This is a genomic window from Streptomyces sp. NPDC057249 (assembly GCF_042669245.1).
Classification (GTDB): Bacteria; Actinomycetota; Actinomycetes; order Streptomycetales; family Streptomycetaceae; genus Streptomyces.
In genome coordinates this window covers 1-19780 of the sequence record NZ_JBHUXS010000027.1, presented here as the reverse complement: position 1 = coordinate 19780, position 19780 = coordinate 1, and the positions used below count along the sequence as shown (strand labels likewise).

The window sequence follows — 19780 nt, the reverse complement described above, 5'->3', positions numbered from 1 at the left end:
TTCGCACCGCCCCTGGCCCGACGCCGTAAGGACACCTCGTGGAACTGGCCTATTACGCGGACTACGCCGTGCGCCTGGTCAACACCGAGCAACCGGTCCGGAACAAGGACGCCCTCACCTCGGTCGAGGCGGTCCGGGACCTGTTCGGCCCCAGCGGCCAGGCGGCCCGGCGGGCGACCGACGCGGACGTGACCCGGTTCCGTTCCGTACGGGCCCGGCTGCGCGCGGTGTTCGAGGCGGCCGACGCCGGGGACGAGCGGCTCGCGGTGGACCGGCTGAACTCGCTGCTGATGGAGTTCCCGGTCAGCCCGCAGATCTCCGGGCACGAGGAACGCGACGCGGACGGCAGGCCGGACTGGCACATGCACCTGGCGGACCACCCGTCCAACGCCACCGCGGGCTACGCCGCGATCGCCTCCATGGGCCTGGCCTTCCACCTCACCTCGCACGGTGTGGACCGGCTCGGCCTGTGCGAGGCCGCGCCGTGCCGCAACGCGTACCTCGACACCTCGACCAACCGCTCCCGGCGGTACTGCTCGGACCGCTGCGCGACCCGTGCCAACGTGGCCGCCTACCGGGCCCGCAAGCGCCTGGAGACCGAGCGCGCCGCCGAGACCGGCCGCAGCGCGGAGACCGCCCAGGCCACCACCCCGCGCACCGAGCGCTGATCCTTCGTCAGCGGCCGGTACCGCGCCCGGACCCGGGCCAGCACCAGGTCCTCGGGCACCGTCCCGTAGTCCGTGCTGTCCCCGCCCGCGTAACTGTTGTCCCCGAGCACCCACCAGCCCCCGGCCCGCCGCTCCACGGCCCGCTTCACCACCAGCAGGTCCTGCTGGAACGGATGGCGCAGGATCACCACGTCACCGGGGCGCACCTCCGCCCCGTACTGCACGAGGAGCCAGTCCCCGTGATGCAGCGTGGGCACCATCGAGGGCCCCGTCACCTCCACCACCTGGAACGGCACCCGCCCCGCCAGCCCCCGCGCGGGCTGCTCGTCGGCCAGCTCCGGCACCTCCGGCACCTCCCTCATCTCCTCCCGGTCCGTCCGGTACACCGTCCCTCACAGGATTTCGTACATTCGGCCACTGGTCCCACACTCATCCCGGACTTTTGGCCTAAGCCCCTGGGGGCACTCGCAAAAACACGCTTCTCACGGAGTAATGTCCCACCTGAGAAGACGATCACGAGGAAGGACAGCTCAATGCTCTCCCGCCTGTTTGCCCCCAAGGTGAAGGTCAGCGCCCACTGCGACCTGCCCTGCGGCGTGTACGACCCGGCCCAGGCCCGCATCGAGGCGGAGTCCGTCAAGGCCGTCCAGGAGAAGTACCAGGCCAACGAGGACCCGCACTTCCGGGCCCGCGCCGTGGTCATCAAGGAGCAGCGCGCCGAGCTCGCGAAGCACCACGTCTCGGTTCTGTGGAGCGACTACTTCAAGGCCCCGCACTTCGAGAAGTACCCGCAGCTGCACCAGCTGGTCAACGACACCCTCAAGGCCCTCTCGGCCGCCAAGGGCTCGACCGACCCGGCCACCGGCCAGAAGGCGCTGGACCTGATCGCGGAGATCGACAAGATCTTCTGGGAGACCAAGAAGGCCTGATCTCCGGTTGGGCCGACTGACCTGCCGCTCCTTCGCTGGTCAGCTCGCCCAGCTGTCCGCACCCGGTCCGCAGGCCGCCGAGAACGGCGTCCCTCACGGACCGGGTGCGGTCTTCTTCCCGCGCGCGACGAACCGCCACCCGGAGCCCGGCGTCCCGCTAGTCGCTCCCGCCGGCACCCAGCCCGAAGAACCGCTCGAAGAACCGGGTCAGTGTTTCGATCACGCGCTTCTTCTGGTCACCGTGGCCGGCCTCGCGACTGAAACGAGACGCGGGAGGCAGGATCTTCGTGATCTCCGTGCCGGACGTACGGAGCTGCCCGTCGCGGAACGCGACTTCGACGAACGCCCGTGTCTGCTCGGGCTTGAGCCTGTGCTCCTCGATGATCGCCGCCAGCTCAGCATCCCGCTTCGCATCCACGTACGCCTGCCACTGTTCATCCGCGGCCCCGTCCACGGACAGCGAGTTCACGAAGTCCTCGACGAGGTCGCGCTTGCTCCGCAGGCTCGGACTGGCGGCGACCGCACGCGAGATCTGGGCACGGGTCTCCTGGTCGCCACCGTCCCCCCGCTCCGCGCGCATCCTCTCGACGAGCATCAGGATGTAGTCGACGTTGATCTCGACCTGCTTGACCAGCTCGATCTCGAAGACGACGTCCTCGTTGATGCGTTCCTTCTCCCCGGCGGCATCCGCACGGAACTCGGCGTACAGGTTGAGGTAGATGCTGCGGTAGTCCTGGTGCCGGCGCTCCGTCAGCAGGTCATGTCCGGCGAAGTCGTCGAACTCGGTCAGGACGTTGTGCAGCCGCAGTACGGAACCGAAGAGGTCGATGAAGGCCTTCTGCGCCCGCTCCCCGATGACAGGAGTGCCGAGCGGGAAAGTCTGCAGCAGCTCCGTCACCTTCTCGGCGTACTCCTCGTAGTACTCGCCGTAGGACGGCACGACGACGATGCCCTTGGCATCCTTGTTCCCGAACAGTTCGAGCGCCGCGTTGGTCTGCTCTTCGAGGTCGCGGAAGACGACGATGTTCCCGTGACGCTTGACGGAGTTGAGTATCCGGTTGGTGCGCGAGTAGGCCTGTATCAAGCCGTGCATCCGCAGGTTCTTGTCGACGAACAGCGTGTTGAGCGTGGTCGCGTCGAAGCCGGTGAGGAACATGTTCACCACGATGACCAAGTCGATCTCGCGGTTCTTCATCCGCTGCGACAGGTCCTTGTAGTAGTTCTGGAACTTGTCGGCACTGGTGTCATAGCTGGTGCCGAACATCGCGTTGTAGTCCCGGATCGCGTCTTCCAGGAATGTACGTGCGTCTCCGCCCAGCGCGTCGGTGTCGAATGCCTCGTCGTCCAGGAGCCCGTCCTCGGTGGCCTCGTTCGCACCGTAGGAGAAGATGATGCCCACCTTCAGCCGCCGCTCGGGGGCGAGCTGCTCCTGCTGCAGCTTGAAATGCAGGTAATAGCGCTGCGCTGCCTCGATCGAGGCGGTGGCGAGCAGGGCGTTGAAGCCACGGACCCGCTTCTTCTCCCTGACCGCCTCAGCCTGACGCCTCGTCCGGGACGACTCCGCGACATTGGTGACGACCGCGTGCTCGTAGCTCGTCTGCCGCTTCGTCTTCTGATCGAAGTGCTTCAGGATGTACGCCGTGATCTCGCCGAGCCGGCGCGTGTCCAGCAGGGCGCGCTCCCGGTCGATCGCCGAGACCTGCTTGTCGTCAGGGTTACCGACCTTGATCGTGTTGATGTAGTCGATGCGGAACGGCAGGACGTTCTTGTCCGTGATCGCGTCTATGATCGTGTACGTGTGCAGCCTTTCACCGAAGGCCTGCTCAGTGGTCTTCAGCAGCGGGTTCCCGCCGCTCGACGCATTGGGCGGAAAGATCGGGGTGCCGGTGAAACCGAACAGGTTGTACCGCTTGAAGGCCCGCGTGATGCCGGTGTGCATGTCACCGAACTGCGACCGGTGGCACTCGTCGAAGATGATCACGGAATGGCCCGAGAACACTTCGTGACCGCGGTTCGCCTTGATGAACGTCGACAGCTTCTGGATCGTCGTGATGATGATGCTCGCGTTCGGATCCTCCAGCTGCCGCTTCAAGATCGCCGTGGACGCGTTCGAATTGGCGGCGCCCTTCTCGAAGCGGTCGTACTCCCGCATCGTCTGATAGTCGAGGTCCTTGCGGTCGACGACGAACAACACCTTGGCGACATCGGGCAGCTTCGACGCCAACTGCGCGGCCTTGAACGACGTCAGCGTCTTGCCCGAACCGGTCGTGTGCCAGACGTACCCGCCCGCGTCGGGGGTGCCAAGCGTGCCGAGGTTCGTCGAGCTCTCGATCTTCCGCAGAATCCGCTCCGTCGCCACGATCTGGTACGGCCGCATCACCAGCAGGTCGTGGTCGGCCGTCAGCACGCAGTACTTCGTCAGTACGTTCAGCAACGAGTGCTTCGCGAAGAACGTCTTGACGAACGCGGTCAGCTCCGCGATCGGCTTGTTCCGCGCGTCCGCCCACCACGACGTGAACTCGAAGGAGTTGCTCGACTTCTTGCCCTTGCCCGCACCGGCAGCCTTCTGGTTCTCCTTCAAACGCTTCGAGCGGGTGCTGTTGGAGTAGTACTTCGTCAGCGTGCCGTTGCTGATCACGAACAGCTGCACATACTCGAACAACCCGGAGCCCGCCCAGAAGCTGTCGCGCTGGTACCGGTCTATCTGGTTGAACGCCTCACGGATGTCCACCCCACGGCGCTTGAGCTCGATGTGCACCATCGGCAGACCGTTGACCAGCACCGTCACGTCGTACCGGTTCGAGAATCTCGCACCGCCCTCGCCCCGGTCGACCTCGTACTGGTTGATGACCTGGAGACGATTGTTGTGGACGTTCTTCTTGTCGATGAGGGTGATGTTCTTCGTCGAACCATCGTCACGCTTCAGGATCTGGACGTGGTCTTCCTGGACGCGCACCGTCTTCTCCACGATGCCCTCGTTCTGGCCGGCGATCTTGGTGGAGAAGAACGAATCCCACTCGGAGTCCGAGAACGACACATGGTTCAGCGCCTCGAGCTGAACCCGCAGGTTCGCGACCAGTTGCGCCTCCGATGCGATCGGGAGGTACTCATACGCCTGCGCCTCCAGCAGACGGATCATCTCCCGCTCGAGTGCCGCCTCTGATTGGTACGCCGTTTCCGCGGAGACAGCGGGGAGGTATTCCGCGACAACCGTACTCTCGGCGGAGACCGCAATCGGTTCGTACGTGCGCGCCTGCGCTTCCCTCATGCCACAGCCTCCTTGGGCGTCAAGAGCAGATCGCGGTAGTGCTCGTACTGCTTGCGACGCGCTTTCAATTCACCGGACAGGCCGATGCCGACCTCATTGATGAGCGCACTCAAGTCGTTCAGCTTCGAGGCCACCGCCTCTTGCACGGCGACCGACGGCACTGGCACCTCGATCTTCGAAAAGTCGGTCTTGTTGATCAGAGGCATGGTTCCACCGCTGCGCTCGCCCTGGGTGCGAAGCCCGTCGCGCATCGACGTAAGGAGGTGATAAAAGTAGTCCACGACGATGTCGCGCGTCGGAATGATCGAGTTGATCTGCTGATTTGTTACACATTCATGTTCATTGATGACGGTCTTGCCCATGTCCGCGCCGATGCACGTGACCAGAAGCGATTGTTCGGGCACCACGGCCTTCGCCATCGAGGCAACGCCGGCGGCGGACAGTCTGCGGCCCGGCGCCGAGACCATCTTCATCCCGTTGGCGATATCACTCGGGGTGATGAAGTCGACCTCGGTACCCCATGCCGCCGCATCGGACGACTTCGGCGTCCGCCCGGTGACGATCCGACCGATCTCGCCGAGCGCAACCTTTTCGCCGGCGTGAGCCGCTTCAGCAAGCATCCGTGCTCTGTAGTGTTCGTACTGGTGGCGCCGCGCCTTCAGCTCCGCCTTCAGCTCAGCCGCCAGTTCGGTCTCCAGCCGGGAGAACTGGTCCAGCACCCTCGCGATCTCCCGCTGCACGTCGATCGGCGGGGTGGGGATCAGGATCTTCGACAGCGAATCGCCGGAGATTCGCCGGACCTTGGTCCCGGAGATGAAACGCCGCTTCTGCTTCTGGAAGGACGCCGACTGGAAGAAGTACGACACGTACTTCGGATCAAGTCCGTGCCGGAAGATGTACGCGTCTCCGCTCAGCACGACATCGGAATCGCCGAGCCACGCAGTCGCCTTGCCGACGGCGTCGTCGTCCTCGCTGGTCGTCGCGATCAGGAGGTCGCCGGGTTTCGCGTGGCGGAGCTTGGCCGCGATGCTGCGATCGGTGAAAGACTTGGTCTCGGTGGCCCACACGCCGTAGGAGGTATGGAGCTGCCCGTAATGCACCGCGGGGACGCCCTCATCGCGCAGATCTGCCTTCTGCAGCCCTTGCCCTCGAATGAATTCGCCGATGTGGCCGAGTGCACGGTACTCGACGCAGACGGAGGAAAATTCCTGAAGCATTCCGCTGATCCGACTCACGCGATGCCCCCTCCTGTGATCTCGCTGATGTTCTCGACGTGCCAGCCCAGCTCTTCGGTCGCCCATGGGTATTCATTTGCGGCACCTGAAATGTCACCGCTGCTGCCTATGAGGAACCAGATCTCCACGGATGCCCGGCACTCGACACATTGCAGTGTGGCGTCGATGCTGATCTGGTTGTCGCCGAGACCCGGACAAGACAGCTCGTCGCCGGAGACGAAGGTTCGCTGAGCGTCGCAGGCGCGGCAGTGAAAATTGCGGAGGACCTTCCTCGTTCTGATCCTCTTGTGCTTGCCCCACTTCAGTGCGTGCCCGCCGAGAAAGCTACCCACTTGCATGGCCACCACGGCCGGTGCGTCGGAGAGGAGTTCAGACCGGCGCATTTCCCCCTGCTTCCAGCTCGGAAACGATCGCGTCGATCGACCTGCGCAGTTCCTCCTGCCGTGCCACGATGCCGGCGATCTCGGCGTTCAATTCGGTGATGTCGACCTCCTCGCGCGTGTCCTCCGACTCCACGTAGGAGGACACGGCGAAGTTGTAGTCGTTCGCCGCGATGTCCTCGTTGCCGACCAGCGTGGCGAAGTGATCCTCCGGCTCGCGTGTGGTGAATGCCTCCAGAATCCTGGCCCGGTGCTCCTCGAGAAGCTTGTTCTTGTTGCCGACACGCCTGAACTCGGCCGAGGCGTCGACGAACAGCACATCGTTCGACTTCTTCGACTTCTTCAGCACGAGGATGCACGTGGCGATCGTGGTGCCGAAGAACAGGTCGACGGGCAGCTGGATGACCGCGTCGACGTAGTTGTTGTCGATCAGGTACTTGCGGATCTTCCGCTCCGCACCCCCGCGGTACAGCACGCCGGGGAATTCGACGATCGCGGCCGTACCGTCGACGGCGAGCCAGCTGAGCATATGCATCGTGAAGGCCAGATCGGCCTTCGACTTCGGCGCCAGCACGCCGGCCGGAGCGAACCGCTCATCGTTGATCAGCAGCGGGTTCGCGTCACCTTCCCACCTGATCGAATACGGCGGGTTGGAGACGATCGCCTCGAACGGTTCGTCGTCCCCGTGTGCCGGGTCGATGAGAGTGTCACCGTGCGCGAGGTTGAAGTCCGAGTAGTTCACGTCGTGCAGGAACATGTTGATCCGGGCGAGGTTGTACGTGGTCAGGTTGATCTCCTGACCGTAGAAACCCTGACGGATATTGTTCTTGCCGAGCACCTTGTCGAACTTCAGCAGCAGCGAGCCCGACCCGACCGCCGGGTCGTAGACCTTGTTGACCTGTTTCTTGCCGACGACCGTGATGCGCGCCAGCAGTTCCGAGACCTCCTGCGGCGTGTAGTACTCGCCACCGGACTTGCCCGCGTTGGCCGCGTACATCTGCATCAGGTATTCGTAGGCATCGCCGAACAGGTCGATCGAGTTGTCCTCGAACCGCCCCAGCGGCAGATCGCCGATGGCGGCAAGCAGCTTCACGAGCTTCTGGTTGCGCTTGCCGACCGTCCCTCCGAGCTTGTTGCTGTTGACGTCAAGATCGTCGAACAGCCCCTTCAGGTCGTCCTCGCTGTCGGTTCCCAGCGCCGAGCCCTCGATGTTCTTGAAGACCCGAGCGAGCGTCTCGTTGAGGTTCTCGTCCTCCGCAGCGCGCTCGCGGACATTGGCGAACAGTTCCGACGGCAGAATGAAGAAGCCCTTCTCTGCCACCACCTCGTCCCGAGCGAATTCGGCCTGCGCGTCGGACAGCACCCTGTAGTCGAACGACTCGTCTCCGGCCTCGAACTCACCGCGGTTGATGTACGCCGTCAGGTTCTCGGAGATGAAGCGGTAGAAGAGCAAACCCAGCACATAGCTCTTGAAGTCCCAGCCGTCGACGCTGCCGCGCAGGTCGTTCGCGATGCGCCAGATCGTCTTGTGCAGCTCTGCCCGCTGGCCTTCTTTGGTCGTCGGTGCCATGTTGCAGTTGTTCTCCTCCGCGCCACGGCGCGATCACGTTACTTCGAAGTGTGCAGCCAGGCTACCGGCGGCTGCCCAGCCACAGCGGCGGTCGTTCCACCGCTCCGGAGCGGCACCGGCTGCATCGATGCCCAGCAGCCGAACCGGTGCCGCAGGTGGCCGGTGAAGAGCGCGGGCCATGGGGCTCGGACCGGGCCACCGCAAGGCCCGCCCGGCCCCCGGCGGGACGGGAACGGCCGGGCCCCGAAGGAGCCCGGCCGCACGGGTATTACGGGGTCAGGTCAGCACTTGCCGGCCGGGCGGTCGCGCTTGACCAGGTTGGTGTAGCCGGTCGTGCCGTCGAGCCAGAGGACGCGCGTGCCCTCGTCGGCGGCCGCGTAGACCTGGTCACCGCGGTTGCAGGAGACGCGCTGGGCGCCGCCCTTGCCGTCGGGGGCCGCCTGGTAGATCTTCGGCAGCGTGTCGTTCGTCCAGTCGGTGGCCGGGGGCAGCTCGGTGATGTTGACCGCGTCGTCCGAGGCGGTCACCGAGTAGGCGTAGAGCGCGCCGGCGCCGGACTCGGGAGTGACGGTGATCGGGTTCGTACCGTCGAAGTCCGCCCGGCGCACCGCGGCCTGGCCGGTGTCGGTGGGGTCGTTGTCCTCGACCCAGTAGACGCCGTCGTCGGTCACGGCCGTCTGGCCGACGCCGTACAGCTCGGCCGCGTCGATGGGCATGAGCGTCTTCTTGCCGGTGGCGGTGTCCAGGACCTCCACGCCGAGCATGGCGGTGCCGTCGCTCGCGGGCCACATCTTGGCGTAGGCGATCTTGCCGTCGTGCACCGAGGCGAGCGTCGTGACGCCGACCGGGTTGTTGTACAGCTCCTTGGTCTCGCCCGTCTTGATGTCGATGTAGCGGCTCTGCGTGTAGCCGCTCTGCGGGTTCATGTACGTGTAGACGAGCAGGTCGCCGTCGAAGGCGAGCGCACTGACGTTGGCTCCGACCGCGCCGACGACCTTGTCCATGCCGCCCTTGACGGGGCGGACGTGGAAGTACACGCCGGTCGACGCGTACTCCGCCCACGCGACGTTCGTGCCGTCGGTGTCCGCGTAGACGTTGAAGCTGCCGTTGTTCGGGCTGACCAGTTGCGGTCGGCCCTTGCCGCTGGTGTTGCCGACCCACACCGAGTACGGCTCGCTGCCGTCCTCGTTCGAGCGGGAGACGGCGTACTTGCCGCCGCCGGCACCGAAGCCCGTGCTGTAGATGTTGTCCTTGGCGATCAGGGTGTCGGTGTCGACGCCCAGGGCCTTCTCCCAGCCGGGCACGATGCCGTGCGCGTCGAAGGAGCGCTTCACGATCTTCAGCTGGGCCTTGGTGGCGCCGAGCTCCTGTGCGGCGGCGACGACCGCGGCGCGGCCCTCGGTGAAGCCGTCGAGCGGCGTGATGTACGCGGACAGGGCGCGGTAGACGATCTGGTCGGCGAACTCGGGGTCCAGGTCCTGGCGCATGTCCCAGAGGGCGCCCGAGAAGATGGTGGAGTTGAGGTGGACCCCGCCGTTGTCGCCGCGGTAGGTGACGCCGATAAAGTTCTTCGAGGTGGTGGCGCCGTCGTTGAGGTCGCGCAGGGCGCACTCGCGCGGCCCCGCATCGGTGCACAGGTCCTCGCCGAGGAGGCCGGCGTCCGGGTCGTCCATGGAGACGTGGTTGGCCTCCAGGTCGATGGCGTTGCCGAAGTAGTCGGCGATGGCCTCGTTCATCGCGCCGGACTGGCCCGCGTAGACCAGGTTCGCGGTGTGCGTGACGACGCCGTGTGTCATCTCGTGGCCCACCACGTCGGTGTCGGCCGAGAAGGTGCGGTAGTCGCCGCCGCCCTGGCCGTACACCATCTTGCTGCCGTCCCAGAAGGCGTTGTTGTACGGCTGCCCGCCGTTGACGACGCCCACCAGGGAGTAGATGTAACCGTCCTTGCCGTCGAGGCTGTTCCGGTCGAAGTGGTTCTTGTAGTAGTCGTACACCTTGCCGGCCGCCCAGTGCGCGTCGACCGCACCGGAGTCGGTGTAGTCCTCACCGAGCTCCGGGCTCTCGGGACGGAAGGTCTGGATGCCGGCCGGCCAGACACCCGAGGCGCCGGACGCCTCGCGACCGCGTGCGTCGTAGGTGGCGATCATGGGGCCCTGGTACGGGGAGTCGGCGGCCCGCTTGCTGTAGTCGATCATCTGGTAGACGCCCTTGACGTCCTTGTACAGATTGATGTCGACGGTCTCGCCGTTGTAGCGGACACCACTGCCCTTGACCACGAGCTGGTCGGCCGCGTCGGTGGAGGTCCCGGCGGGGGCCGCCGCACCGTTCGCGGCGCCGGTGGCGGTGCCCGTCGCGCCGAACGTCTGGATGCCGCTGTACTGCATGACCGGGAAGCCGGAGTGCGCGTCGATGTACACCTCCTGCCGGACCGGCGAACCGTCGGCCGGGTCGGTGCCGGTGACGGTGATGTGCCGGGTCAGCACACCGGTGCCCTGCGGAAGGATGGTGACGTCGCCGGCCTTGCCGGTGAACTCGGCAGCCGCCGCCTTCTCGCCCTTGGCCGGTACGCGCAGGATGCCGCCGCCGAACTGCGCGGAGACCGCGCCGACCGCGCGCTCGACGGCGGTCTTCTCGGAGACCTTCGGGGTGACCGTGTCCAGCTTCAGCTCGGTGAAGTAGTTCCCGGAGGTGCCGGTGACGGCGCGCTTGCCGTCCTTCTTGGTCATCCGGACGATGTACTGGCCACCGAGGACCTGGACGCCCTTGTACTTCTGCTGGAGGCGGACCGTCTCCTTGCCGCCCTTCCCGGTGGTGGTCCCGACGGCGGTCAGGTTCTTCGCCGAGGTGTCCGCGATGTGGTAGCGGCCCTTCTTGGCCTTGAGATGGCCCCGGGCCGCGTCGGCCGCGCTTCCGGTGGCGGCGACCTCCTCGTGCAGACCGGTCACGAGCGCGGGGGTGTCGGTCCCGCTGCCGGGCGTGGTGCCGGAGGCGGCGGAGGCTGTCGCCGTGTCGGCGTGTGCTGCCGGCACGGCGGTGGCCATCAGGCCCGCCGTGGCCAGCAGCGCGGCTATGCCCTGTCCGACGACGACGCCGGTGCGGCGCCCCTGTGGTCCAACTGCGCTTCTGCGTACTGAAGTCCGCACGGTACTCCTCCGGTTGCCACGAATGCGTGAACGGTTATCGGATGCGGACATGGAAGACCCGTGGCGGGGAGTGAACAATGCGTTCCACCTGCAGACTTCTGTACGTGCACACTTGTGTGGCCTACACGGAACGGCGAAAATCGGCTCGTGAAATGGGCTGATCTGGACGAGCAGTGGCAGGCCCTCGGGCTCGGTGCGGACGAACTCCGCGTGTACGAGACACTGTTGAACACTCCCGGGGACGGCACCCGGGCAGCGCTCGCCCGGAGCGTCGGCCTCTCGCCCCGGCAGCTCCGCAACGCGCTGGACCGCCTCGGCGAGCGCGGCTTCACCCGCCCCGCCCGGGGCTCCGGACTGCCCGTCCCGGACGCGCCGGCCACCGCGCTGCGCAACCTCATCCATCTGCACCAGGCGGAACTTCTGCGGCGCGAGGCGGAGTTGGAGGAGCTGACCGGCTCGGTGGACCGGATCGCCGCGCAGCTCATGTCCGCCTCGCACGCCCCGCGCACCCTCGGGATCGAGACGCTGCGGGGGCGTAAGGCGATCGCCGAACGGGTCACCTCGCTGGTGGTGTCCGCGACCGAGGAGGTGGCCCTCCTGGACCGGCCCCCGTACGCCGCGAGCGAGCCGGACGGGATGCCCGAGCCGATCGACATGGGCGAGCCGGTCCGGCGCGGGGTGCGGGTGCGGGCCGTGGTCGACCGGGAGGGGCTGAGCTTCCAGGGGCGGGCCCGCGGGCTGAACGAGCTGTCCGCGCAGGGGGTGCGGATCAGGCTCGGCATGGACCTGCCGACGAAGCTGATCACCGTTGACCGCCGGATGACCCTGCTGCCGCCGACCGACGCGGCCGACCCCACCGCCACCGCCCTGGTGGTCAGCGACGCGCTGCTGAGCAACGCCCTGGTGCCGCTGTTCGAGGCGGTGTGGGAGCGGGCCGTACCGATCGGGTCGGTGGACAACGCCCAGGTCACGGACGAGGACCGGGAACTGCTGACGATGCTCTCCTCCGGCCTGAAGGACGAGGCGATAGCCCGCCGCCTGGAGGTGCACGTCCACACCGTCCGCCGACGCATCAGCCGCCTGATGCAGGCGCTGAAGGCGGAGACCCGCTTCCAGGCCGGCGTGCAGGCGGCTTCGCGCGGCTGGCTGACGCTGTGAGCGGCGGGGGCTTCCCGCGCCGCTTCACCTGCCCCGGCGCTCCTTGAGGAAGATGCCCGCGAGCACGGCTCCGGCCAGGACCAGCGCCGAGTTGACCAGAACGGCGACGGAGACCCCGGAGAGGACGCCGGCCGGGCCGGTGTCGCCGAGGGCGGTCATCCGGGCGGTGGCGACGGCGCTCATGACCGGGATGCCGAGGGTGATGCCGACCTGCTGGGTCATCGTGGCGAGGCCGGTGGCGAGGCCCTGTTCCTCGTCGGGGAGGCCCGAGGTCGCGGTGACCATGAAACCGACGATCATCAGCATGTTGCCGACACCCCCAGCGAAGGTGGCGGCCAGCAGCAGCCAGATCCAGCCGCCCGAGGTGCCGAGCGCCACCAGTGAGAGCGTGGCGAGGGCCTGGACGGCGCCCCCCGCGACGATGGTCCTCCGGTTGCCGTACCGGCCCACCGCCCGGCCGCCGAGCATGCCGCCGATCACGGTGCCGACGCCCAGCACGCCGAAGGCGAGACCGGTCGCGAAGGGGGTGTAGCCCAGGACCTCCTGGAGGTAGAGCGTCAGCAGGAAGACCAGGGACGTCTCGGTGACGAAGGCGATGAGCCCGGTGACGTTGCCCCAGACGACGCTGCGGCGCTTGAGGATGTGTACGGGGACGAGCGGCGCGGCCGCCCGCTTCTCCACGGACCGGAAGGCGACCAGCAGCGCGAGTCCGGCGAGGAGTGCCACGAGGGTGGCGGGGGTGGTCCAGCCGGTCGCCCCGGCCTGGGTCAGCCCGTAGACGAGGAGCAGCAGTCCGCCGGTGACGGCCGCGGCGCCGGGGACGTCGAGCCGGGGCCGTTCGGCCGGGCGCGAGTCGGCGATGACGGCCGGGGCCAGGGCGACCACGAGGGCGGCGACGGGGACGTTGACCAGGAAGGCCCACCGCCAGGAGAGCAGATCGGTGAGGAGGCCGCCGAGAATCGCGCCCGCGGTGAACCCGGCGGACATCAGGGCGCCGTTGAGGCCCAGGGCGCGTTCGCGCAGCGGGCCCTCCTTGAACGCGGTGGTCAGCAGGGCGAGCCCGGCGGGCGTGACGGCGGCGGTGGCGAGGCCCTGGAGGACGCGGGCGGTGAGCAGGACCTCCGGCGACGTGGCGAGACCGCCCAGCAGCGAGGACAGGCCCAGGACCGCCATGCCCGCGAGGAACAGGCGCTTACGGCCGACGAGGTCGGCGACGCGGCCGAACAGCAGCGTGAACCCGGCGGCGGCGAGGGCGAACGCGGTGGCAATCCACTGGAGGTCCTGGAGCGCGAAGCCGAGACCGGCCCCGACGACCGGCAGCGCGACGTTGAGGATCGAGAAGTCCACCGCGATCATGAACTGGGCGCCGAGGAGCAGTGTCAGGACGAGCTTCTGCCGCCCGGTCATGCGGGCGGGCGGCATTGCAGGGGCGGGCGGTGCGGCGGGGGCGGGGCGTGACGGGGTGCGACTGGACGCGGACATGGTCGTCCCTCCTCGGACGGAAGCTAAACGGTTCCGTGGTTCCGTTAAGATGGGGGTGACCGTAGCAGAGGAATGCTTCCTAATGGAACTGGAGACCCGTTATGGCATCCGAGGGTGTGGAACCCGGCACCGTGCGGCCCGGCGGGCGGACCGCACGCGTGCGGGAAGCCGTCCTGCAGGCGGCGGGCGACGCGCTGGCCGAGCACGGCTTCGACCGCCTCGACCTCGCCGATGTGGCCCGCCGCGCGGAGGTCGGCAAGACGACCGTCTACCGGCGCTGGTCCTCGCCCACCGGTCTCATCGCGGACCTGCTGGACGACATGGCCGAGCAGTCGTCGCCGCGCGCGCGGACCGGCTCGCTGGCGGACGACCTCAGGGCGAACGCCCGGCTGGTGCTGAAGACGCTCACCGATCCGCGTCAGGGCGCGCTGTTCCGGTCGGTGATCGCGGCGGCCACCTGCGATCCGCGCACGGCCCGGGCGCTGCACCGCTTCTACACGGTCCGGGTCGCGGAGTGGGCCGGCTGTGTCACCGAGGCCGTCGAACGCGGCGAACTGCCCTCCGGCACCGACCCGGACGAGGTCGTACGCGCCGTCTCCGCGCCGCTCTACTACCGCCTGCTGGCCAGCGGCGACCCGCTGGACGAGGCCGCCGCCGACCGGGCCGCCGACGCGGCGGTCCTGGCGGCGAAGGCGGGGGCGTACGTGAGGTGAGGGCGGGGGCCCCTGTAAAGGAGCCGGGCTCGGGGCCCCCGGCCCGCCGCCCCGGCCTACCCCGCGAGTGCCGCCCGCAGCCTGGCCGCCCACGGGTGGTCCGCGCCCTGGGCCAGCGTGATCGTCTCGGCCAGCCAGGCGCGCGCGTGGTCGTCCAGGACGGGCAGCGCCTCGTCGAAGTCCCGCTCGTCCTTGGGCCTGCGGGACTTGGACTTGTACAGGAGCTGGACCTCGGGCGCGAGGTACGGGACGCCTTCCGGGGAGACCCGGCCCAGCCGCTCCAGCGGGAGGCGGACCCGGGCGTCCCGGCGGAACACCCAGTCGCCGCCGTCCGTGCCGTCCAGCATGAACTGGAGCCGCCACGGCTCGTCCGCGCCCGGCCGGCACCAGATGTCGTGGACGCCGGCGGGCAGTGTCTCGCCGGGGCGCCAGGGCCGAAGCGTGCCGGGCGGATCGGCGGCCCACCACTCCCAGCCCGACAGGACCCGCTGCACCTCCGCCTGGTCCCGGCGCAGCAGGAGCACGTCGATGTCACCGTGCTCCCGGTACGCGCGGCCCACGGCGAGCTCGACCGCGTAGCCTCCGGCGATCCACCACGGGGAGCGCAGCGGGGCGAGCAGCCGGACCGCCTCGGCGAGCGGCAGCGGGTCCCAGGGGCCCCACGGAGTCTCCGTACGCACGGCGGATCAGTCCTGTCGCAGAAGGTGGCGGTAACTGGCGGGGTGTTCGCGCAGATAGCCGGCCAGGTCCATGGCGGGGCGGCCGGTCAGCGTCGGCACGGCGTCCGAGACGGTGGCCATCTCCCCGGCCGCGATGGCCTCGTACGAGGTGACCCAGCCGGCCACCTCCCAGTCCGGGGCCCCGTAGCCCGCCCGTGAGGCGTACGCCTCCTCGCGCGTCTCCGGGACGTAGGTGACGGTCCGTCCGGTGACCCGGCTCAGCTCCTCGGCCGCCTCGGCGAGGGTGAACGCCTCGGGGCCGGTCAGGTCGTAGGCGCGGCCGTCGTGCGAGGGGCCGGTCGCGTCGGTGTCCGCGAGGAGCACGGCGGTCGCCGCGTCGGCGATGTCCTCGTGGGCGACGGCGGCGACCCGGCCGTCCCCCGCGGGGCCGCGCAGCACGCCGTCGGCGCCGGTCATGGCGGGGAGCCCGGCGAGATACCAGCTGTCGCGCAGGAAGGTGTACCGGACGTCTGCGGTCCGGATGTGCGCCTCGGTGTTCCAGTGGTCCCGGGCGAAGGTGAAGGTGGCGTCGGGGGCGGCGCCCAGGAAGGAGACGTAGACGATGCGCTCGACGCCGGCCGCGACCGCCGCGTCCACCGCCGTCGTGTGCTCGCGGACCCGGTCGGGGCTCTCGTGCGCCGAGACGAGGAACAGGGTGTGCGCCCCGGCCAGGGCGCGCCGCATGGCCTCACCGTCGCCGTAGGAGGCGGGCGGTGCGAGGTCGGCGCCGGGGAGGGCGGGCAGCCGGGACGGGTCGCGGCCGAGCAGCCGGACGGGGACGCCGGCCCGGGCCAGCCGGGCGGCGACGCGGCCGCCGAGCGCACCGCTCGCCCCGGTCACGGCAGTGGGCGGTCCGCTGGTGACGGCATCGGGGGCGGGGCCGGTCGCGGGGCTCATGCGGGGGTGCCCTCCTCGGCCGGCCAGGGGCGCACCTCGACGACCGCGTCGACGGGAAGCGGTCCGTAGATGTGCGGGAACTCCTCGCCGCCGGGCGCGGCCGCCTCGTACCGCAGGGGTGCGGTGAGCCGGGCGGGGTCGATGACGAGGACCACCAGCTCCTGGTCGGCGGCTCCGGCCCGGCTCTCGGCGCCGTACAGCATCTCGGCCACCCCGGGGAGCTGGTGGGGCAGCGAGCAGTGGATGAAGCCCTCTTCGTGCAGGGTGCGGCCGCGGGTGGACATCTCGTACGTCCCGATCCCGCGCGCCGCCTCCCAGAGCGGTCCTTCGGTGAGGTGCAGCAGTTCGGCCATGGGCCGAGGCTAACTCCGCGACGGGCGCTGCGCCCGGCCCTGTGGATAACCCCTCGCCACGTCGGCGCGGCGGCCCGCTCCTCAGCCGGCCAGCAGCTTCGCCTCGGTCTCCGGGTCGAGCCCCTTGGCGGGGCGGTCGGGGCGCTGGGGCGCCTCACCGCCGATCTCGCGCAGCCACGCCCAGGTGTCCGCGACCGTCTCCTCGACCGGGCGGCAGCGCAGCCCCGTCGCGAGGGCGCGCCCGACGTCGCCCTGGTGGAGCGTGTCGTACACCTCCCCCGGCGGCAGCCACACCGGGAGTTCGGTCCACGGCTCCACGCCCGCCGCGAGGATCTTCTCCGCCGGGGTCCAGCGCAGTTCGGCGTCCGAACCGGTGGCGCGCACACAGGCGTCGAGCAGCCCGCCCATGGTGGTGTGCCCCGGCCGGCTGACCAGGTTGTACGGGCCGTGCAGCCCGCGCTCCGCCGCGTCGAGCACCCATGCGGCGAGGTCGCGCGCGTCGATGTACTGGATGTCCGTGTCCGGGGTGCCGGGGGCCAGGACCGGGCCGCCGCGGGCGATCCGGTTCAGCCACCAGGGCAGCCGGCCGATGTTCTCCCAGGGGCCGAGGATCAGGCCCGCCCGGGCGAGGAGGGCGCGGTCGCCGAAGGCGTCCTGGGCGGCCAGTTCGCCGCCGCGCTTGGCCTGGGCGTACGGCTGGTCGTCACCGGCGTCCGGCGAGGCGCCCGCCACCACGGGGCCGTCCTCGGCGAGTCCCGCCGGGGCCGGGTAGGCGTAGACGGAACGGCTGGAGACGTACGTGTAGCGGGCGGCGCGGGTGGACAGCAGGCGGGCCGCGTCGCGCACGGCGGAAGGCGCGCCGCTCCAGGTGTCGACCACCAGGTCCCAGGCGGGGCCGTCGGCGGCGGCGAGCCCGGCCAGGCCGTCTCCGGCGGTGCGGTCACCGATGATCTCGGCGGTCCCCGGCGGCGGCGCGTGGTGGCCCCGGTGGAAGACCGTGACCTGCCAGCCGCGCGCGAGGGCCGCCTCGGTCACGGCCCGGCCGACGAACTGCGTACCGCCCAGCATCAGAAGCCTCATGTCCCCGACTCTGCCCTCTCGCGGCCCGGTCCGGAACGGCCCACGCTCTCGGCTGAATCACCCGGAGTCGGGAACTCCCCGGCCGGGCCGTCGGTTCGGCCGCGATCCGGCCCCGTTCCGGCCGCGTCCAGCGGCACCGCTGCCCCGGCCGCTCCCACCGCACCCGGCCGCCCCGGGTGTCAGGAGCGGGCCAGCGGGCTGCGGTGGCGCAGCAGCCACTGGTGGTATCCGGCCACCCGTCGCGCCGCGTCCCGGTAGGCGGCCTCCAGTTCCGCGTAGACCGCGGTCATGTCCGCGCCGGGCCGGGAGACCAGGAGCAGCCGGACCGCGAGCGGGTCGTCGCGCAGCGGGCGGATCGCCATGTCGTCGCGGGGGCCCGAGGTCGGCTGGCAGGGGGCCACCGCCTCGCCGAGGACCACGAGAGAGGCGGCGGTGAGGTAGTCGCCGTGCAGCACGACGGGGGCCAGTCCGGCCTGGGCGAACATCCGGCGCAGACCGTCCCATTCGCCGTCCACCGTGGGGTCGACCATCCACCGGTCGGCTGCCAGGTCCGCCAGGTCGACCACGGGCAGCGCGGCGGCCGGGTGGTCGCGGGACATGGAGACGAACTGCGGTTCGCGGTCCACGAGGACCCGCTGGTCCAGCCCGTCCGGGACGGCGAGCGGGTACCCCTCCACCTCGTGCACGAAGGCCACGTCGAGCCGGCCCGCCTCGACCGCGCGGAGCAGGGCGCGGGCGGAGACGTCGACCCGGAGCGAGATGTCGGTCCCGGGCAGCCTCAGCCGGAGCCGGCGCAGCCAGCCTCCGATGACCCGGCTGGCGGTGCAGCCGATGCGCAGCCGGGGCCCTTCGACGGCCGCGGCTTCCGCCTTCGCGTCGCTGACCAGGGCGCTCATGCCGTCGACCAGGGGGCGGGCGCGGCTGAGGACGGCGCGGCCGAGGAGGGTGGGGCGGCAGCCGGTGCGTTCGCGGCTGAAGAGTTCGGCGCCGAGCGCGTTCTCGATCCGGCGCAGCTGGGTGGTGAGTGCGGGCTGGCTCACGCCCAGGGTGCGGGCCGCCCGGTGCAGGCTGCCGGTGTCGGCGATGGCGCACAGCGCCCTGAGGTGTCTCACCTCAAGCTCCATAGTGCCGAGGTTAGGGCGGTCCGCCGGGCCGCACCATGGGCCGTAACCCTGTCAAAGACGGGCGATTCACCGAGCGTTGGGCATGCGGACCGCGGGTGTGCACGCGATGGCCGCTCGTCGGTGATAGGGCCGCGTTATCACCGGCTGACATCATCCGCGCGGGCTCCGCTTCCCCGACACTCTCTGCGTACCGCCCCCGTCCGAGTCCGATCATCGGACGGGTTCCTCTGACAGGTAACTGGTAGGAGACCCCCCACATGAGACACCCCAGGACCGTCATGTCGGCCGTGCTCGGACTCGGCCTCACCGTCGCCGCGCTGGGCGCGGGACCGGCGATCGCCGCTCCGGAGGCGGCGGCCACGGCCGCGCACGTGGCGTACTCGGCCAAGTCCGCCTCGCACGAGGACGCCGCCGCCAACAAGGCGTTCTTCGAGGCGGTCGCGAAGTCGGTGGCCGAGAAGCGGGCCGCCAACCCCGGCGCCCAGTCCGTCACCATCGTCTACAGCGCCGCCAACGCGCCCAGCTTCCGCACCCAGATAGCGAACAGCGCCTCGATCTGGAACAGCTCGGTCTCCAACGTCCGGCTCCAGGAGGGCTCGAACCCCGACTTCGCGTACTACGAGGGCAACGACTCCCGGGGCTCGTACGCGAGCACCGACGGTCACGGCAACGGCTACATCTTCCTGGACTACGCGCAGAACCGGCAGTACAACTCGACCCGGGTCACCGCCCACGAGACCGGGCACGTCCTCGGTCTGCCGGACCACTACTCGGGGCCGTGCAGCGAGCTGATGTCGGGCGGCGGCCCCGGCACGTCCTGCACCAACCCGTACCCGAACGCCAATGAGCGCAGCCGGGTCAACTACCTGTGGCAGTACGGCTTCGCGGCCACGCTGACCAAGGCCGGTTCCTGACCGGACCCCGCTCGCACCGGCGGGCCGCCGCGCAGGACGAGGCGGCCCGCCGCCCAGCCGGCGGCCGGCCGCCGGGGGTGGCGGATTGGGTACGGGCCACGGTCCGCAGTTCGGCCGCCGTGGGGGCCCGGCCCCGGGGCGCGGCCC

At 69.5% G+C, this 19780-nt stretch carries 17 protein-coding genes; 5 read left to right on the top strand and 12 right to left on the bottom strand.

What is annotated here, in order from left to right:
* The first annotated feature begins 38 nt into the window (after positions 1–38).
* A complete protein-coding gene (locus tag ACFUJY_RS32690; protein WP_383306371.1) occupies positions 39–668 on the top strand; it encodes a CGNR zinc finger domain-containing protein in 630 nt (209 codons plus the stop codon).
* Here the strand turns inward: ACFUJY_RS32690 and sodX are convergent.
* Positions 572–1030 (bottom strand): nickel-type superoxide dismutase maturation protease, encoded by a 459-nt coding sequence (gene sodX, locus ACFUJY_RS32685; RefSeq protein WP_383306369.1) that lies wholly within the window; start codon positions 1028–1030, stop codon positions 572–574. The two genes, ACFUJY_RS32690 and sodX, sit on opposite strands and share 97 nt — an antisense overlap.
* A 171-nt stretch (positions 1031–1201) precedes the next feature.
* Between sodX and sodN the strand changes: the two genes are divergently transcribed.
* Positions 1202–1597, top strand: a complete 396-nt coding sequence (sodN, locus tag ACFUJY_RS32680) for a superoxide dismutase, Ni (protein ID WP_239223397.1) — start codon at positions 1202–1204, stop codon at positions 1595–1597.
* Positions 1598–1754: 157 nt separating this feature from the next.
* On the opposite strand, the gene ACFUJY_RS32675 is transcribed toward sodN, so the two are convergent.
* The 5 genes from ACFUJY_RS32675 to ACFUJY_RS32655 all read right to left on the bottom strand — a co-directional run bounded on the left by ACFUJY_RS32675 (position 1755) and on the right by ACFUJY_RS32655 (position 11193).
* Positions 1755–4865, bottom strand: a complete 3111-nt coding sequence (locus ACFUJY_RS32675; protein WP_383306367.1) for a type I restriction endonuclease subunit R — start codon at positions 4863–4865, stop codon at positions 1755–1757.
* Entirely contained in the window at positions 4862–6100 is a 1239-nt protein-coding gene (locus tag ACFUJY_RS32670; RefSeq protein WP_383306365.1) for a restriction endonuclease subunit S, read from the bottom strand. Before ACFUJY_RS32670 ends, ACFUJY_RS32675 begins: the two co-directional genes overlap by 4 nt.
* Entirely contained in the window at positions 6097–6483 is a 387-nt protein-coding gene (locus ACFUJY_RS32665) for a hypothetical protein (protein ID WP_383306363.1), read from the bottom strand. The genes ACFUJY_RS32670 and ACFUJY_RS32665 overlap by 4 nt, the downstream gene beginning before the upstream one ends.
* On the bottom strand, positions 6470–8050 hold the full coding sequence (locus ACFUJY_RS32660) for a type I restriction-modification system subunit M (RefSeq protein ID WP_383306361.1): 1581 nt from the start codon (positions 8048–8050) through the stop codon (positions 6470–6472). The genes ACFUJY_RS32665 and ACFUJY_RS32660 overlap by 14 nt, the downstream gene beginning before the upstream one ends.
* Positions 8051–8331: 281 nt before the next feature.
* Positions 8332–11193: a M4 family metallopeptidase gene (locus ACFUJY_RS32655; RefSeq protein ID WP_383306359.1), complete on the bottom strand. Its 2862-nt coding sequence runs from the start codon at positions 11191–11193 to the stop codon at positions 8332–8334.
* Positions 11194–11340: 147 nt separating this feature from the next.
* Here ACFUJY_RS32655 and ACFUJY_RS32650 point away from each other — a divergent pair, with 147 nt between their 5' ends.
* Positions 11341–12351: a LuxR family transcriptional regulator gene (locus ACFUJY_RS32650; protein ID WP_383306357.1), complete on the top strand. Its 1011-nt coding sequence runs from the start codon at positions 11341–11343 to the stop codon at positions 12349–12351.
* Between the two features lie 24 nt (positions 12352–12375).
* On the opposite strand, the gene ACFUJY_RS32645 is transcribed toward ACFUJY_RS32650, so the two are convergent.
* Positions 12376–13833: an MFS transporter gene (locus tag ACFUJY_RS32645; RefSeq protein ID WP_383306355.1), complete on the bottom strand. Its 1458-nt coding sequence runs from the start codon at positions 13831–13833 to the stop codon at positions 12376–12378.
* A 101-nt stretch (positions 13834–13934) separates the two neighbouring features.
* On the opposite strand from ACFUJY_RS32645, the gene ACFUJY_RS32640 reads away from it, so the two are divergent.
* Positions 13935–14546, top strand: coding sequence for a TetR/AcrR family transcriptional regulator (locus tag ACFUJY_RS32640; RefSeq protein WP_383306353.1), 612 nt, complete (start codon positions 13935–13937; stop codon positions 14544–14546).
* A gap of 56 nt (positions 14547–14602) precedes the next feature.
* Here ACFUJY_RS32640 and ACFUJY_RS32635 read toward each other — a convergent pair whose 3' ends face one another.
* The 5 genes from ACFUJY_RS32635 to ACFUJY_RS32615 form a co-directional block, all read right to left on the bottom strand.
* A complete protein-coding gene (locus ACFUJY_RS32635) occupies positions 14603–15226 on the bottom strand; it encodes a nucleotidyltransferase domain-containing protein (protein WP_383306351.1) in 624 nt (207 codons plus the stop codon).
* 6 nt (positions 15227–15232) lie between these two features.
* Positions 15233–16162 carry an SDR family oxidoreductase gene (locus ACFUJY_RS32630; protein WP_383306349.1) on the bottom strand — a complete coding sequence of 310 codons (930 nt, stop codon included), beginning with the start codon at positions 16160–16162 and terminating at the stop codon, positions 15233–15235.
* On the bottom strand, positions 16159–16515 hold the full coding sequence (locus ACFUJY_RS32625; protein WP_383306347.1) for a DUF952 domain-containing protein: 357 nt from the start codon (positions 16513–16515) through the stop codon (positions 16159–16161). The genes ACFUJY_RS32630 and ACFUJY_RS32625 overlap by 4 nt, the downstream gene beginning before the upstream one ends.
* Before the next feature lie 81 nt (positions 16516–16596).
* Positions 16597–17583, bottom strand: coding sequence for an NAD-dependent epimerase/dehydratase family protein (locus ACFUJY_RS32620; protein ID WP_383306445.1), 987 nt, complete (start codon positions 17581–17583; stop codon positions 16597–16599).
* 191 nt (positions 17584–17774) lie between these two features.
* Positions 17775–18719: a LysR family transcriptional regulator gene (locus ACFUJY_RS32615; RefSeq protein ID WP_383306345.1), complete on the bottom strand. Its 945-nt coding sequence runs from the start codon at positions 18717–18719 to the stop codon at positions 17775–17777.
* Between the two features lie 278 nt (positions 18720–18997).
* Here ACFUJY_RS32615 and snpA point away from each other — a divergent pair, with 278 nt between their 5' ends.
* Entirely contained in the window at positions 18998–19633 is a 636-nt protein-coding gene (snpA, locus tag ACFUJY_RS32610) for a snapalysin (protein ID WP_383306443.1), read from the top strand.
* The last annotated feature ends 147 nt before the right edge of the window (positions 19634–19780 follow it).